Below are 16,455 nucleotides of genomic sequence, written 5' to 3'. Positions count from 1 at the left end.
GAGGAATAGCAGGGGCCGGCACAGCCGGAGCGGGTAAGGGCACGTGGTTCGCTTAATCTCAACCTTGCTTGTCGTGCTCGCGGCGGTAGGCCTGTTTTCGGGATGGTATATCTGGCCCACGGATGTCGAATCCTATGTCGCCAGGCAGCGCCTGATCGCGCGTGAGATCGCCGGGCCGGGACTGCTCGGCGCGACCAACCAGGTGGTGGTGACGGCACGCATCCAGGCTTTCCTGGCGGACGTGCGCGTCGACCAGAATGACGAGGTCAAGAGCGGCCAGATCCTTGCCACCCTCAACGCCACCGATCTCGAATTCCAGCTTGTGGCGGCGGTCGCCAACGACCGCGCGGCGGCGGAGACGGTGCATGAGTCCGAACTCGAGCGCGATCGGCTTGCCATCGCCGCCGCCACGGCCATGGCGGATCTCGAACGCAGGAGAACCCTGCTCGACCGCAAGTCGATTTCCCAGTCCGAATTCGACCTTGTCGAAAGCACCCAGAAGCAGGCCGAGGCCGAACTGGCGCGGGCAACCGTCACCATCGAGCGCTCGAAGGCCCAGTCGGCGGCAGCGTCGGCCGAGGTCGAGCAATTGCGCAGCCGCCTCGCCGAGACCTCCATCCGCTCCCCCGTCGATGGCGTGGTGGTTTCGCGCAGCCGCACGGTCGGCGACCTGCTCTCGCCCGGCGTCGAACTGATGCAGATCGTCGATCCGAAGTCGTTGCTGGTTTTTGCCAGATTCGACGAATCCGCCATGGCATCGCTGCGCCCCGGCCAGGTGGCGAAGGTCGCGTTCTCGTCCAATCCGCAGCGCGCCTACACCGCCTCGATCGTGCGCATAGGCCGACAGGTCGATCAGGAGACACGCGAATTCACCGTCGACCTGAAACTGGACGAAGTGCCCGCGACCTGGGCCGTGGGGCAACGGGCAAGTGTCGTCATCCAGGCTGAATCGCCCTCCCCCGGCATCGCCATTCCCCAGCGCTTCCTGGCGCGGGACCAGGGACGGGTCGGCCTGTGGATTTCGCACGATGGGCGAGCCTATTGGGCGCCCGTCTCATTAGGCTACTCCAGCGGCACCGATATCGAGATCACACGCGGCCTCGATGTCGGCGATGTCGTGCTGGGTCCGATCGGCCGCTTCCAGTACCAGGCGGTCACGATAAGGGCAGCCGGCGAGTGAACCTCGCGATCAAAGATATCAGGCACAACCTGTTGCGGTTCGTCCTTACCGTCTTTGGCGTCGGCTTGCTGATGGCGGCGACGATCGGCATGCTCGGCATGTATCGCGGCATCGTCTATGAAGCCCTTGTCGTCATCGACGGCATCGGCGCCGACCTCTGGGTGGTCGAAGGCGGCAAGTCCGGTCCGTTCGCGGAATCCTCCGCCGTTCCGGCCAACCTCGATCGCCGCGTCGCCGGCGTCGCGGGCGTGGCGGCCACGCGACGGTTCATCCAGTATAACCAGCAATTCCAGTTCGACGGCCTGCCGCTCAGGATGTCGATCACCGGTGTCGACTTTCCCAGCGACAGCGGCAGCTGGATACCATTGATCGCCGGCCGCTACTTCCAGTCGAACCGCTATGAGGCGATCGCCGACAAGACCCTTGGCCTCGTCGTCGGCGACGAGATCCGGCTTGGACGCGATACCTATACGATCGTCGGCGTGGCGACGGGCCAGGTCGACATGGGCGGTGACGGCCTGCTGTTCGTCACCATCGCCGATGCCCAGGTGATCAACCAGCTCCTGCCCAGCGAGGCGATCCTGCTCAACCGCGCGGCCAAGGGCAAAACCCGCATGGGTCTCGGCGACGACACCGGAAGTGTTGCCGCCGTCATCGTCGAAACGCTGCCTGGCGCCGACAAGGAAGTCGTCCGCGACACGATCAAGCGCTGGGGCGATGTCGAGGTGCTGACAAAGCAGGATCAGGAGACGCTTCTGCTGGACGGCCGCCTCGGCAAGCTCCGGGTCCAGATCCTGGCCTTCACGACGATGACGCTGCTCATCTGCTGCGCCGTCATCGCGCTGACCATCTACACGATGACGATCGAGAAGGTCGCGCAGATCGCGCTGCTGAAGCTGATCGGTGCGCGCGACCGGGTGATCATCGGCATGATCGCCCAGCAGGCCGGCCTGATCGGCTTTTGCGGGCTTGTCCTGGCCATCGCGATCTCGTTCACCATCTATCCGAGGTTCCCGAGAACCGTCCTGATCACCGAATCCGATCTTGGCGTGCTGTCGGCGGTGCTGATGGCGCTCAGCCTTGCAGCGAGCTGGTTTGCCATCCGCCGGGCGCTCGCGGTCCGCGCCCAGGAAGTGCTGGCCTGATGTCGAAGCGACGCCTGGCCGCCCTGGAGGTGCGCAACGCCAGCAAGGTCTATGACAGCGGCGGCTCGCAGGTCACGGCGCTGGCCGCCGGTTCGCTGACGCTCAGCCCTGGCGCCATCACCGGCGTTGTCGGGCCGAGCGGCTCGGGCAAGACGACATTGCTGATGATCGCCGGCCTGCTGGAGACGCCGACCACCGGAGAGGTCCTGTTCGACGGCAAGGTGATTTCCCGGCCCGGCGCAAAGCTGAACGAGCTGCGGGCCTTCAGGCGTACCCATCTCGGCTTTGTCTTCCAGAAGGCGAATTTGATCCCCTTCCTCACCGCAGCCGAGAATGTCGCCATCGCCATGCAGGTCAATGATGTCGGCCGCCAAAAGGCGCAGGAACGCGCCGGCCGGCTGCTCGCCGCGCTCGGCATGGGGCATCGCGGCGCCAACTACCCGTCCCAGCTTTCGGGTGGCGAGCAGCAGCGCGTTTCGATTGCCAGGGCGCTCGCCAACGATCCCACCGTTATCCTGGCCGATGAACCCACGGCCGCATTGGATGGCCAGCGGGCGGAAATGGTGATGAAGGTCTTCCGCCATCTGGCCGACAGCCGCGAAGTCGCGATCTGCGTTGTCACCCATGATACCAGGTGGATCAGCTATTTCGACTCGACGCTGGAGCTCGAGGACGGACGGGCCCGGTAGAATCCGGCTCCGCTGTCTTACACTTTTCGCAGTCGCCCGATGACGAATGCCGTCAGCACGACGGTTGCCAGAATGGATGCGTAGAAGATGCCGCCGTCGATCCTTTGCCAGGCTGAGCCGAAGCACCAGCCGAGGGCTGCAAAAACAGCGATTTTCGGCAGCGTGCCCAGAAAATTATAGCCGAGGAAAATGGGGTAAGGCATGCGTGCGGCGCCGGCCGCCACCAATATCGGCAGACCCGCCACATGGGTGAGTTTGCCAAACAGAAGCGTCTGTCCGCCCTTCTCTTCGAAATGGCCGATCAGCGTTTCGATCCGGTCGTGGTTCAGTCCAAGCCACGCCCTGAGCCGGTTCGGCATGACATAGTTCAGATGCCGTCCCAGAAGATAGTAGAGGGTGTCGCCAACAAGATCACCCAAGGTGGCCACGACCAGCACCAGCCTGATGTCGAACAGCCCTTGCTGAGCCAGCCACGCGGCAACGACAGTCACGATCGGGCCTTCGACGACCGCCAGAGGAAAAAGCAGCAGCAAGCCGTGTGCGGCGATGAATGCCGGCAACGCGCTGCCCACCATCAGAGGTAATCTCGGTTTCGGGCTTCGTGTCCGGTGATCATCTCTGCCATTTGAACCCGCGATCGAGAATCGTGCGCCGGATTCGAATAGCGCCTGGCATGAGGTTGGCCGTCAACAACTCAATGCCGATCGACGCCACTACATCTGCATATCTGGCATGGGCGAAGGAATTCCGGCCCGCGGAGTGCGATTACTCGCCCAATATGACCCCGGATGCCACGATTTGCGCCGTGCGCTGGGTCAGTTTCTCGCGTTTCACAAGCGTGGGTTTGACGTAGGTCTTCTTCATGATCACGATCCGCTGGCAATGGCACCGGGACTAAACGACCTCGGCACACCAACGTTCCACGGGACCGGGCGGCGGCCGGCATCGAAGGCAGCCGCCCTTGTCCTCACCGTGCGCTCAATGCGACCATGCGGTCAAGCGCCGCGCTCAGGCCGTGCAGCGACACCGGGAATGTCAGCGGCGTCTCTGCGTCTGTCGTGACATTGAGCTTCAGCACCTCGCCTCCCCTCAGCTTTCCAAGCACCGACCGGTCAATGGCAAACACCGCGATGCAACCCGTTGGCAGGCAGGTCCTGAAGCGCTGCGGGGACGAGGGCGGCTGATCGTCGATCTGCAGCGTCACGCCGGAATCGAGCAGGATGCCGAAGGGCAGAAGCAAGGTAGCCGTCGTCGACCCGTCCGCGCGTCTCTGTATCTCCACGGCAAGCAGCCTTTGGCCGTTCTTCTGGACCTGGTCCTGCGAAAGCGAGCAGACCCTCGCATTCTCCTGGACGGAGCAAGCCACGCTCCAGTCCTGGTAGACTTCGCGCAGCGATGACGGGCCATCTGGAACAGCCGCCACCTGTTGCTGTGCCGATGCCGGCGACATCAATGAGAATACGATTGCCCCGCTGGCGCAGGCGGCCTTGAGGCCACGCTTCATGTGCAGACCCACTCACGGACCTTGCACTTCTCTCCCGACGCCTGGCAGGCCTGCAAAGCGAGGTCTTCGGCTTCCCGGCGGGTCTCGGCCGAGTTCACCCCCCAGGGCGTGAAACGGTTCTCGACCTTGTCGGCCACGGCGAGCGCACCGCAGTGCTTGTAGGGAAAACCGGTCTCGTCGTCATCATCCCAATGGCGATGGTTGCGGAAGACGGCGACGACGTTGCAGGCCTTTCCGCCGGCGTTCTCGCAATATTTCTGCGCGATGTCCTTCGCCTCCTGCCGCTTGTCGGCGCCCCAGAAGAGGCCGTATTTGCTGTCGGCCTGCGAATAGGCGATGGCCGCCCAGATGCCTTTTTCCTCCTGCTGCGGCTCCGGCGGCGCCACCAGGTCAGCCGAGACGACTTGTCCGCTCCACAACAAGGTCAAACCCAAAACTGCCAAAGCCTGCAATCTCATGGTCGGCACCCCTTTCCTTGATCCTATTCGCTCGCCTACTTCGCCGCCGAAGCGACGGAGATCACCACGCAGCTTTTGCCCGTCGGCAGGAGCAAGGCTTCCCCGGCATTGCCGCCGAGCTCGTACACCTCGACCTGGCCAAGATGGTCGGTGATCTTGCTGCCCTGCGGAAGGATGGACGGGATGTCTGCACACGGGCTGGCAAATGGCGCCACCCGCACCATCGCCCCCTCGCAACCCGAAGCGGTGGGTGATGCGAAAACGACGCCGGCGGCCGGCCCGCTATAGCGTTCCGTCGCATAGTCCATGCCGACAAAGGCCTGGACGGCATGTTTGTCGGCGGCCTGGTCGTTCCACAGGGATTTCACGCTGTATTTGGTTCCGGTCGTCAAAATCTGTCCGAGCACCGGATAGACGGTCGAACAGGCCTGCACCCCGGCTTGCTTGACATGCTCGAGGAAAGGCGTGTCCGGAAGCGCGGGGGTCTCCGTCGAAGCCTGTGCGGCCGTCGCGCTGCCGACCAGATTGGCGATCGCGGCATAGTTGCCGGCGGCGAAGCCAAGACCCGCCACGACAAGCCCCAGCAGCGAGAATCCGACGACACGTGGCCACCGCCGCCGCTTGGGTTCGACCAGCTTCTGCCGATCCGCATCGACGGTCGGACTGCTGCGTTTTGCGGATATGAACTGGTCCTGCTGGCTCATGGTGCTGCCCCGGTTATTTGACTGGCGAAAGGGCCTCCGTCAGCCCCTTGAGTGTTGCTGCGGTCACGGTGATCGTCTTGCCGTCGACGGTCGGATAGGAGATCGCCGGCGTCGCGTTCCGGGAGATCTGCTGGCGCATGACCGGACCGACCGGCAACATGCCGACACAGACCATTTCGTTGCAGCCGTTCAGGTGAACGTCGATCGCCTGGCCCAGCCCGTCGAACTTCAGCGACACCAGCCCGTCGCTCCTGGCATTCGGCGCGGTGCGCAGGATCATGTACGGCTTGCCATCCTGCGTGGCGGCAAGCGACCAACTGAAGGCCATCTTGCCGGACGCGTCCTCGATGATCTGCGAGACGTTGCAGACCTTCTTGCGGGCCTTGAGGTTCTCGTCGCAGATCAGCGTCCAGTTCTCGAACGGACGGATGGTGCGCTGATAGGTTCCCAATTTCACGTCGGGCGGCAGCACCACATCCGACGGCTTGATCCTGTACGGCGCGGAAACTTGCCCTGCAGCCGGCGCGGAAACCTGCCCGGCAGCCGGCGCGAGGCCGCCGCAGAGCGCCAGGCAAGTCAGTGCGGCAAGTCCTTTCATTCCCGCCTCAGTTCAAGGTGAAGCTGATGCCGGCGCCGACGCCGACATGCCCACCAGCGGCAGTTCCGGACACATTGCCGCGGATGCGACCGTCCTCGCTGGTGTAGCCGGCGCCGAAGGCCAAGGCACTCGAGTCCCGCCAGAAGCCGCCACCCGCCGCGACGCTCAGCTTGCCGGGACGATCATCATAGCGCAGCGAGGCCGCGGCGAGCCCGATCGCCGCCGCCTGCCGAGCTTCATCGCGGATGCCGCCGATGTCCGAATTGAGCTGGCTGAGCTTCTGGTCGGTGTAGTTGTTGGCCTGTTGCAAGGTCGTGGCCGCCACCTTGTCGGTATAGGTGTTGGACGTGTTGATGCTCGTGGCCAGCCCCTGGTTCAGCTGGTTGACGTTGACCGCATCGGTACCGGCAACGCCGGGACCGACATTGGAGATGACGACCGGCGCGTTGACGTCGCCGCCCTGCAGCGTGATGCTGTTCTTCTTGCTGCCGTCCGGATTGGTGTCATACGTCACCGCGTTCTGGGTGAGCGTTCCGAGACCCGATTTCAAATCCTCGACCGCCGTGTTGGTGGCGTAGAGCTGTGAGCCGTTTATCGCATCGGTGCTGTTGGCGTTGATCTGTCCTGCCGCGACATTGGTGATCGTCCGCTCGGCGCCGGCACCGCCGACGCTGACGGTTCCGACCGGAGTGGTCCCGGCAAAGGTGTAGGTCTTGCCGTTGATGACGGTGCTGGACGTGCCGACCGCGGTCTGCGTCACCGAGCCCGAACCCAGCGCCACATCGTTGGCGTTGTTGGCCTTGGCGCCCTGGCCGAGCGCCACCGCGCCTTGGCCCGTGGCAGTCGAGCCATTGCCGGCGGCGAGGCTGTTGGTGCCGCTGGCCACGCTGGCCGGTCCGATCGCGACGCTGTCGGTGCCGCTGGCGGTGGAGTCGGCCAGCGTCGAATTGGCGTGGAAATACTTGATGCCACCGCCGTTGGTGATGTTGGTCAGCGCGTTGTCGACCGCCGTGAGCCCGTCATAGACGGTTGTGTAGGTGTTGCCCTGGACGGTGTAGGTCGGTCCGGTGATCGAGCCGTCGGGATTGACCGTGGTGCCGCCGCCGAACAAATTGGCGATGTTTTGCGACACGCCCTTAAGCTGGGAGACGTTGACGCCATCGGTATCGGCCGAGCCCGCTGCGACATTGGTGAGCTTGCGTTCGGCTCCCGCGCCGCCGATCGACACCTCGCCGACCGAGGTCTGCGGCGCGGTCAGGCCAAAGGCCGTGTAGCCGGTCTGAGCGCCGACCGAGGTGATGGACTGCGCGCCCAGCGCGACGCTGTTGATGAAGGTGCTTTGGGCGCCGGCGCCGAGCGCCACCGACTGGATGCCGGATGCCAGCGAATTGGTGCCGAGCGCCAGGCCGTCGGCCAGCATGACATGCGCGTTCTGGCCGATGGCCGTGCCGCCGGGCGCGGTCTGGTCGACGATGGCGCCATTGCCGATGCCCACGCCATTGTCGCCGTTGACGACCGTCGTCGGGCCGACCGCGACCGATTCCGCACCGACCGCGAGCGAGTCGCCCGCCGCCGAATTGGCATGGAAATACTTGGTTGACGTCACCGAGACGGAGGCAATCGCTCCCTGCAGCTGGCGGACCGTCACCGCGTCCTGCGCCTGCGTGCCGTCGGCGACATTGGTGATCTGCCGGTAGGACGTGGCGGTGCCCACCGAAACGGCGCCGAGCAGCGTCTTGTCGGTGGTGTTGTACTGGATGAAGTTGGACGGACCGGCCGCTATCTGGCCGCTGGCCGGAGCCAGGGCGCGATCGGAAACCGAGTCGGAACCAAGGGCGACGCTGCCATCGATGCTGGCCTGTGTGCCACGACCGAGCGCCAGACCGCTGACGCCGGTCGCGGTCGCCTGGTAGCCGACAGCGGTGGAGCCGACCCCTTGCGCGAAGGAATCGGTTTGCGCCAATCCCGTCTCGTTGGTGCGGGCGTAGCGGATGCCCACGCCATTGGCGTCGGTATAGGCGATCGAGGTATCGCCGGCGATGTTGCTGATGGTGTTGCCAAGATTGGTGACGCCACTGCCGATGTTGGCAATATCGGTCGTGTTCTGCGTCACCTGCTGGTTGGTGGCGAAGAGCTGCGAGCCGTTGACGGCGTCGGTCGAGCCGCCATTCAACTGTCCGGCCGCGACGTTCTGGATCTGGCGCTCGGCGCCAGCCGACCCGACCGAGAACGCGCCCGCCGGCGTGCCACCGGCGAAGGTGTAGTTCACGCCGCCGATCGTGGCTCCGCCGACATTGGTCGTTGCTCCTGACGCCGAATTCAGGCCGATCGCCACATCGCCGGCATTGTTGGCCACCGCATTCGGGCCGACGGCGACTGAATTGGTGCCCAGCGCCTGAGAGTCGGGCAACGTCGAATTGGCGTGGAAATACTTGATGCCGCCGCCGACATTGATGTTGTTGAGCGTGGTTCCGATGGCGTCGACAGCCTGGTTGGTGGCAAAGAGCTGCGAGCCGTTGACCGCATCCGTCGAGGATCCGCTGATCCGCCCTGCCGCCAGATTGGTGAGCGTGCGTTCCGCACCGGGTGCGCCGATGCTGACCGTCGAGGTCGGATTGGTGCCTTGGAAGGCGTAGGTCGTGCCGTTGATCACGGCGCTTGCCGTGCCCACCGCCGCTGTGGTCACAGAGCCCGAGCCCAATGCCACGTCGCCGGCGCTTGCCGCCGCCGTCGCGCCGTCGCCCAGTGCGACATTGCCGGCAAGACCGGCGGCACCCGCCGTCGAGCCGTTGCCCAGGGCCACCGAGCCCTGCCCGATCGCCTTGTTGTTGTTGCCGATGGCGACGGCGCCGTTGGCCATATTGGCCGCGGTGGCGCTCGTCGTGCCGTCGCTGTTGGCGATGTTGTTGGCGCCGCCGGTGAAGGCGCCGGTGCCGCTGGCATAGCTGGGATCGCCGATAGCCACCGCGCCGTCGCCGTAAGCGGTGTTGCCGGCGCCGATGGCCACGGCCTGGCCGCCATCGGTAGTCGCGCCCGTGCCGATGGCGACGGAGTCGGCGGAGAGCGCAGCGGACTGTAGACCGACCGCGATGGCGTTGGTTGCAGTCGCCTGGCTGTCGCGCCCCATTGCAATGGCGTCGTCCTCGGATGCCGTCACGTCCGTGCCGATGCCGATGGCGTTGTCTCCACTGGCGCTCGTTGCAAAAGTGCTTGAGCCGACATAGACGGCGCCTATCCCGGACGCCCTCGTCCCAGCGCCGAGAGAGATGGAGTTCAGGGCGCTGCTTTGGGCGCCGCGGCCGAGCGCCGTACTGTTGAGTCCGGTGGCGCGGGATTCACGTCCGACGGCAGTGGAATTGTCGGCGCTGGCTACGGTGCCGATGCCGAGAGCGGTGCTGTCTACTCCGCCGGCGTTGGCGAGGGCGCCCAGCGCGATTGCATTCTGGGCGCCGGCATTCGCTCCTAGGCCAAGGGCGGTCGATTGAACGGCGGTTGCGAGTGCGTTCTGGCCGATCGCCGTGCTGGACGTGGCCGTGGCGTTGGCGTTGGCGCCGATGGCGGTGCTGTATTGGCCCGAGGCTTTGGAGATATACCCCATCGCTGTTGCGTCGAGGGCCGATGCAACGGCGCCGCTGCCGATAGCCGAGGCGTTGGCGTCGGAGGCGCTCGAATTGGTACCGGCCGCGATGGCGTTCGTCCCCGTCGCGGTCGAAACAGGTCCGATCGCGACGGAGTCCGTACCCGTCGCCGACGAGTCCGCCGCCGTCGAGTTGGCATGGAAATATTTGATGCCGCCGCCGACATTAAGGTTGTTGACGACAGCGCCGATGGCGTCGACCGCCTGGTTGGTGGCGAAGAGCTGCGAACCGTTGACCGCATCGGTCGAGGATCCACTGATCCGCCCCGCGGCGACGTTGGTGATGGTGCGCTCCGCGCCGGGGGCGCCGACACTCACTGTCGAGGTCGGATTGGTGCCTTGGAAAGCATAGGTCGTGCCGTTGATCACAGCATTGGGCGTGCCCACCGCCGCTGTGGTCACCGAGCCAGAGCCCAGCGCCACGTCACCGGAACTCGCCGCCGCCGTCGCGCCATTGCCGAGCGCGACATTGCCGGCGAGGCCGGCGGCGCCCGCCGTGGTGCCGTTGCCCAGCGCCACGGAGCCCTGTCCGATCGCCTTGTTGTTGTTGCCGATGGCGACGGCACCCGCGGCTTGGTTCGCGGCGGTGGCGGTTGCCGTGCCGTCACTGTTGGCGATGTTGTTGGCGCCGCCGGTGAAGGCGCCGGTGCCGCTGGCATAGCTGGGATCACCGATGGAGACAGCGCCATCGCCATAAGCGGTGTTGCCGGAGCCGATGGAGACGGCCTTGCCGCCGGTCGCCACCGCATTGATGCCCACGGCAACGGCCTGGGCCGAACTGGCCTTGGCACTGGTGCCCATGGCGATGGCGTCCTGCGCGCTCGCATTGGCCGACTTGCCGATCGCGGTGCTGTTTATCGCGCCCGCCGTGGCGCCCAATCCCAGCGCGGTTGCGCTGGCGGCGGTTGCCGTGGCGTTGTTGCCGAGCGCGGTGGTGGAGACGTCCGTGGCCTGGGCTCCAGAACCAGCCGCGACCGAGCCTGTCCCACTCGACACGGCCGAGTTGCCTAGAGCCAGCGCGAATTGGCCCGAGGCCGTGGCCACGTTGCCGAACGCTGCCGAGTTTGACGCCGATGCATTTGCCTGGGGACCAACGGCGACAGCATTGGTGCCGGCGGCCTGGGCCTGGAAGCCCACGGCAGCCGAACTGGCGCCGCCCGCCGAGGTGCCGATGCCGAGCGCGGTGCTGCCGACCCCGCCGGCGTTGGCGCTGACGCCGGCCGCGAGAGAATTGTCTCCTACCGCACTCGAACCAGTCCCGAAGGAGGAGGCGTTTATGCCGCTGGCAGCGGCCTGACGGCCTACGGCAGTGGAATTGGCACCGCTGGCTACGGCCCCCCAGCCTGCAGCTGTCGCATAATTGTTGCTGGCCGTGGAGCTAGTGCCGAGGGCGGTGGAGTTCCCTCCCGAAGCAACGGAGAAAGTGCCCAAGGCGTTGGCGCCGGCTCCTGTGGCACTAGAGTTGACGCCGAGCGCGACCGAATTGACACCGCTCGAGACCGTGCCTTGGCCCAACGCCATCGCGCCGCCGGCGCCTGTGGCTTTCGCGTTCAGGCCGAGAGCCACCGAGTATTGTGCCGATCCGACGGACTGACGTCCTATCGCAATGGCGTCGACCTGGGATGCCGTCACATCCGTGCCGATGCCGATGGCGCTCGTGGCAGTGGCACCCGTTCCCGCAACAGTCCGCGAGCCAAGATAGATGGAGTTGAGCTGTGAGGCGATCGACTGGAAGCCGATCGCGACGGCGTTCTGGCTGCCAGCGCTGGCGCTGGTGCCTTGGGCAATGGAATCGATGCCTGCCTGAGTTGCTCCAGAGCCAACCGCTATGCCTCGCAGTCCGTTCGCAGTGGCGGACGGACCGACCGCTACCGAGCTGGCGCCGTTCGCCGTGCCGCCGCCGGCGGCATACTGTGCCAGAGCAGGCGTGGCGATGCTTCCGAAACCGACTATACCAAGCGCCGCCAACATCCTGCCGGTGCCGAGCATGCCGAGGCCGTGTCCCTTGCGGCGCATGCCGAGCACACGATGTGCCATGCGCAGGATCGCCATCAGGCGACGGCGCAGCGAGCGGGAGCCATGATCGGCCCCGGCGATCCACTGCCCGGCGAATTGCGCCGCGTGACGCTGAACAAGCGAGCCGCTCGAAATGCGATTGTCGGTCATGGTTCCCTCTCCGCTGGCCGGCATGGAATCGTCTGACAATTCCAATCCCCAGCAGGAAGACATGATTCCTGCTTGCAGTATTTCACGAAATTGCTGTGTCGTGAGAAAAAACCGGAGCAACTCGACGGAGGTTAACGGCTCGTTACCTTAGCCATCGCTTTAGAACCAAGTAATCAAGCAATACAGCAAGCGCAGCCTCACCTAATCTTCGAGTTAAGCTTTCCTACCCGCGCCTGCAGGGGCGTCACCTGCCGGTATTTCTTCATGACGGTGGTAAAATGGCTCTGGCTTGAAAAGCCGGCCAGATGGGCGATATCCGCGATCGTCATGCGGCTGTCGGCAAGCAGTCTTTCGGCGAAGTCCAGCCGCAGATCGAGAACATATTGGTGCGGCGGCATCCCGAACGTCCTGGAGAAAGCCCGCATGAAGTGATAGGGCGAAAGCCCGCAAACCGCCGCCATCTCGGCAAGCGCCAGCTTGCGTGTGAAGTTCTGACCCAGGAATTCCTGCACGCGGCGGGCGCTACGGGCGGAAAGCCCGCCTTTTACGTTCAGCGCCGGCTGTTGCGCGGAATTCGCTCCGGACACCGATCCCGCGGAATCATCATCACGCCGCCGCATGTTTCGGCCTCCTGATACTTCCCAGATGGAAGTCAACCCGAGGCTGCTCTCCCTGTTCCCCTGAAAAACAATTCGTGATTGATCGAACGCTCGCATTGCCAGCACCGTTCATTTCATCGATCCGGCCAGATGGCGACAACGTCGGGGCCGCATGTATTCCGAATGACTCCCACGCACGTTTGGGCATGTACGTGACGGACGTATTTTGGAAAACTCCGCAACCTTTGTAGGAAATTCCGGTCTTTGATCATTGAGCAGCGGGTGTGGTCTCTTTGCCATACCTTGAGCTCTCAGGTTTTGACCGAAGCAGAGCCGGCCCTGGTTGGCGTTCTTCCCCGGTACTTCTTCATGGTGGCCGCCAGATGGCTCTGATCTGAAAAGCCGGCGAGGTAGGCGACTTCGGCGATTGCGAACTTGCCACCGACGAGCAGCTTCTCCGCCAGATCCAGGCGCAGATTGATCAGGTAGCGATGCGGCGGCATCCCGAAGGTCCTGGCGAACCTTGCGATGAAATGATTGGGGGAAACCCCCGCGACGGAAGCCAGTTCGGCGACCATGACTTTTCGCACGAAGTTCTCGTCGAGATATTCGCGCACACGCCGAGCACCAATGGCGGAGAGCCCGCCTTTGGGCAACACGACCGGCCTGCTGCGGCTCGTGTAGGTGCGCAGCAGATGCACGCCGAACACCGTCAGCAGCGAATCCAGATAAAGCTCATTCGGTGGCAACGCTCCTGTCAGCTCGGCGGTGATCATCTGGGCTATGTTGAGGGCCCTCAGGTCGACCGTGCCGAACGCAGGCGGCTCGAGCTCTGTGTTGGCGATATCGGACTCATGAGCCGCCAGTTCCGACAGTGCTTCCGGCGATATGGAGACGACGGCGTTTTCCCTGGTCTCCGACCAGGCGAAGGTGCTGTCGACCCCCGCGGGATTGATGATGAGGCATCCGACCGGCGCATCGTACTCCGTGATTTTGTCGCTGCCGAGCGAGGCTCTGAATTTGCGCCCCGGCCTCAGCACAATGCCTGCGGAATGTTCCATGGCCAGGAATGTCTGCGACCCGGGACCGCGGACGGAATGGATGACGCTGCCGCGCGCCGTGGCGCGTCTCGGGCCGGCACTTTCTGGAATGATGTCCAGGACATATCGGGCTGTCCGATCGACGCCTCGGGAAACGCCGCTCTCCCGAGCCTCGTCCGCATTTTTCATTGCATCGCCTCGGCCGTCTTGCTGCCGCCTGACCCCCCTTATGCCCGACCCGAAACCAGCGTAACGCAGAGGCCTTGGATAGGGAAGAACTCCCCCGCGCAAAGAAAAATTTTTATTCGGGAAAAGAAAGAAAAAACGACCGATACAGGAAGTCGGCGAGCATTCTGTTTCAGCCCGCCGCCAGTCTTGCCATGCGAGAGTTTTCGTCGACTCCTGGCATGATCGGCTCCCCGTTCTCCACTGTTTTTAATACACCGCCATACGGCCTTGGTGCGGCCTTCCCAGGCCGACGCTTGGTTTGCCACCGAGATCGGATACAGCAACGACGCGGGGCGGGGCGTGCGGTTACAAATCGCCGCGACGTTTCTCGTACAGATCCCAGGTGAGTTCCACAAAAGCCAGGAGAACATCGTCCTGGTTCCAGCCGGCCGCGACCGCCGCCTGGACGATTTCACGGACCAGAGGCAGCAACTGGCGCTGGCACCTGGCCGATATGTCCCCGTCCCCCACAGGAGGCCCTTCGAAGTTGATTCTCATCATTCGGCGCCTCCCCCGCCTCTGATTAAAGTGTTATATCGCCATTTTCGTTCCCTCTGATATACAGTATATGTGGCACCAAAGTACAGGAAGCGTTGGACCACCAAGGCGGCATAGGACGATGCCGGGCCACGCCTTCTCTATGCTTTCCCTTGGGTTAGCATGGGCTCTTTTGAACCGCATTGTACGGAGGTTGATCGGTTCGATCTCTGACCAAATAGATTTCCTCGACCAAGCCTGGCCCCGCCAATAGGAATGCAGGAATGCCGTTCCGCATGTGGCGCGATATCGCCTGGCATCGCCGCCTGACCGGCCGCATCAAGGCCTCGTCCATCGATACCGGCCGGAACGCTGACCCCTGGCGTGCCGGCCACGAGAGGCATGACCGGCCGCATTGCCTTCTGCAACCGCTCGCTGGATAGTCCCGGCAATGTTCGAGACTATTGCGACTCACTGGACCCAAATCCTGGCGATCATCTCGGTGGTGATGGCGACCGTCGGCATCGCCCACGCCGTCATGACCAAGGAGGATGTGCGGGCCGCCACTGGCTGGGTCGGCGTGATGGTGCTGTCGCCGATCCTTGGCGTGCTGATCTATGCCGTCGCCGGAATCAACCGCATCCGCCGCGCCACGATCACCGCACAACGCCCGCTTGCCGGCGACGCAGTATCCGCCAAGCATGAGCGTGACATCGTCGCCGAGGAGGCGCTGATCGTCGAGCGTTACGGCCAACGCTTCACCGGCCTGCGGACGCTGGGCGACAGGGTGGCGCGGCGCGCGCTTAACCCAGGCAATGCCATCGACGTGCTGGAGACCGGCGACGAGGCCTATGCCGCCATGTGCGCGGCGATCGATGGCGCCGAGCGCAGTGTCCTGCTCGAGACCTATATTTTCGACAATGACGCCGTCGGCCTGGTTTTCGTCGAATCGCTGGCCCGCGCCGTCCAGCGCGGCGTCACCGTTCGCGTGCTGATCGACGCCGTCGGCGCCCGTTACTCCGTCCCCAGTATCCTCGGCCATCTGCGCCGCGCCAACATCCCCGCCGATGTCTTCAACGGCAACATCGTCATGGGCTTGCGCCTGCCCTACGCCAACCTCAGGACCCACCGGAAGATCCTGGTGGTCGACGGCACGGTTGCCTTTACCGGCGGCATGAACATCCGCAAGGGTTTTTCCGAGGAGTTCACCGGCTCCAACAATGCCAGGGACACGCATTTCAAGGTCAGCGGACCTGTCGTCGCCGACCTGTTCTCGGTCGCTGCCGAAGACTGGCGCTTCTCCACCAGCGAAGCACTGAAGGGCGATGCCTGGCGGATTGCCCCGCTGTCGCCGGCAGCCGGCCAGCCGATGCTGGTGCGGGCGGTCGCATCCGGGCCGGATGCCAGCAATGAGACCAATCACAAACTGCTGATCGGCGCCTTCTCGGTCGCGCGCAAGTCGATCCGCCTGATGTCGCCCTATTTCCTGCCGGACCGGGAACTGATCAGCGCCTTGATCACCGCCGCCCGGCGCGGCGTCGAGATCGATGTCGTGGTGCCGGCGGTCAACAATCTCTTCCTTGTCGACCGCGCCATGACCGCGCAATTCGACCAGATCCTCAAGAACTATTGCCGCATATGGCGCACGGAAGGCCCATTCGACCATTCCAAGCTGCTTTCGATCGACGGCGTCTGGGCCTATGTCGGCTCGTCCAACCTCGACGCCCGGTCGCTGCGGTTGAATTTCGAGATCGATCTGGAGGTCCTCGACGCAGGCTTTGCCCGCGAGATCGAAGCCCGGATTGGATCGGCAATCGAAACGGCTATCCCTGTCACGCTGGACGCCTTGCAAGCCCGGCCGTTCATCATCCGGCTGTTCGACCGTATCCTGTGGCTGGGTTCACCCTATCTCTAGATGGGTTCTCACCCTATCTCTACAAAAAGCCCCTGGGTTTAACAAAACGACGTGTTTGCCCGATAGTTTGACGTCGATCATGGAACATAAGCGCAAAGACTCTATTTGAGGTGCA

At 64.1% G+C, this 16,455-nt stretch carries 13 protein-coding genes and 2 pseudogenes; 5 read left to right on the top strand and 10 right to left on the bottom strand.

Annotated features, from left to right (window positions below; translation table 11 throughout):
• Positions 1-43 precede the first annotated feature (43 nt).
• Genes AC1D05_RS16420 through AC1D05_RS16410 form a run of 3 tightly spaced genes read left to right on the top strand, consistent with a single transcriptional unit; the run spans position 44 to position 3,014 of the window.
• Positions 44-1,180, top strand: coding sequence for an efflux RND transporter periplasmic adaptor subunit (locus AC1D05_RS16420; RefSeq protein WP_477442062.1), 1,137 nt, complete (start codon positions 44-46; stop codon positions 1,178-1,180).
• Positions 1,177-2,325 (top strand): ABC transporter permease, encoded by a 1,149-nt coding sequence (locus AC1D05_RS16415; RefSeq protein WP_477442060.1) that lies wholly within the window; start codon positions 1,177-1,179, stop codon positions 2,323-2,325. Before AC1D05_RS16420 ends, AC1D05_RS16415 begins: the two co-directional genes overlap by 4 nt.
• Positions 2,325-3,014 (top strand): ABC transporter ATP-binding protein, encoded by a 690-nt coding sequence (locus AC1D05_RS16410; protein WP_477442058.1) that lies wholly within the window; start codon positions 2,325-2,327, stop codon positions 3,012-3,014. Before AC1D05_RS16415 ends, AC1D05_RS16410 begins: the two co-directional genes overlap by 1 nt.
• A gap of 17 nt (positions 3,015-3,031) precedes the next feature.
• Here AC1D05_RS16410 and AC1D05_RS16405 read toward each other — a convergent pair whose 3' ends face one another.
• From AC1D05_RS16405 to AC1D05_RS16360, 10 genes and pseudogenes are all read right to left on the bottom strand, one after another.
• Positions 3,032-3,589, bottom strand: a complete 558-nt coding sequence (locus AC1D05_RS16405; RefSeq protein ID WP_477442057.1) for a DedA family protein — start codon at positions 3,587-3,589, stop codon at positions 3,032-3,034.
• A 392-nt stretch (positions 3,590-3,981) separates the two neighbouring features.
• Positions 3,982-4,518, bottom strand: coding sequence for an invasion associated locus B family protein (locus AC1D05_RS16400; protein ID WP_477442055.1), 537 nt, complete (start codon positions 4,516-4,518; stop codon positions 3,982-3,984).
• Positions 4,515-4,976, bottom strand: a complete 462-nt coding sequence (locus tag AC1D05_RS16395) for a DUF4189 domain-containing protein (protein WP_477442053.1) — start codon at positions 4,974-4,976, stop codon at positions 4,515-4,517. The genes AC1D05_RS16400 and AC1D05_RS16395 overlap by 4 nt, the downstream gene beginning before the upstream one ends.
• A 35-nt stretch (positions 4,977-5,011) precedes the next feature.
• On the bottom strand, positions 5,012-5,680 hold the full coding sequence (locus tag AC1D05_RS16390) for a hypothetical protein (protein WP_477442052.1): 669 nt from the start codon (positions 5,678-5,680) through the stop codon (positions 5,012-5,014).
• Between the two features lie 13 nt (positions 5,681-5,693).
• Positions 5,694-6,278, bottom strand: a complete 585-nt coding sequence (locus AC1D05_RS16385) for an invasion associated locus B family protein (RefSeq protein ID WP_477442050.1) — start codon at positions 6,276-6,278, stop codon at positions 5,694-5,696.
• A gap of 7 nt (positions 6,279-6,285) precedes the next feature.
• Positions 6,286-6,699: pseudogene (locus AC1D05_RS16380) on the bottom strand (YadA-like family protein); the annotation flags it as partial.
• Between the two features lie 143 nt (positions 6,700-6,842).
• A pseudogene (locus AC1D05_RS16375) lies at positions 6,843-12,081 on the bottom strand (beta strand repeat-containing protein); the annotation flags it as partial.
• Between the two features lie 197 nt (positions 12,082-12,278).
• The gene (locus AC1D05_RS16370; protein WP_477442048.1) at positions 12,279-12,797 is read right to left on the bottom strand and encodes an AraC family transcriptional regulator; all 519 of its coding nucleotides are present in this window, start codon (positions 12,795-12,797) and stop codon (positions 12,279-12,281) included.
• 194 nt (positions 12,798-12,991) lie between these two features.
• Positions 12,992-13,720, bottom strand: coding sequence for a helix-turn-helix domain-containing protein (locus AC1D05_RS16365; protein ID WP_477442046.1), 729 nt, complete (start codon positions 13,718-13,720; stop codon positions 12,992-12,994).
• 534 nt (positions 13,721-14,254) lie between these two features.
• Entirely contained in the window at positions 14,255-14,449 is a 195-nt protein-coding gene (locus AC1D05_RS16360) for a hypothetical protein (RefSeq protein WP_477442044.1), read from the bottom strand.
• A 260-nt stretch (positions 14,450-14,709) separates the two neighbouring features.
• Between AC1D05_RS16360 and AC1D05_RS16355 the strand changes: the two genes are divergently transcribed.
• Positions 14,710-14,868 (top strand): hypothetical protein, encoded by a 159-nt coding sequence (locus AC1D05_RS16355; RefSeq protein WP_477442042.1) that lies wholly within the window; start codon positions 14,710-14,712, stop codon positions 14,866-14,868.
• Between the two features lie 8 nt (positions 14,869-14,876).
• Entirely contained in the window at positions 14,877-16,340 is a 1,464-nt protein-coding gene (locus AC1D05_RS16350; RefSeq protein WP_477442041.1) for a phospholipase D-like domain-containing protein, read from the top strand.
• Positions 16,341-16,455 lie beyond the last annotated feature (115 nt).

This window comes from Mesorhizobium sp. P2_E9 (assembly GCF_056403815.1).
Note: the sequence above shows the minus strand (reverse complement) of the source record. Positions and strands in the feature narration are given on the sequence as shown.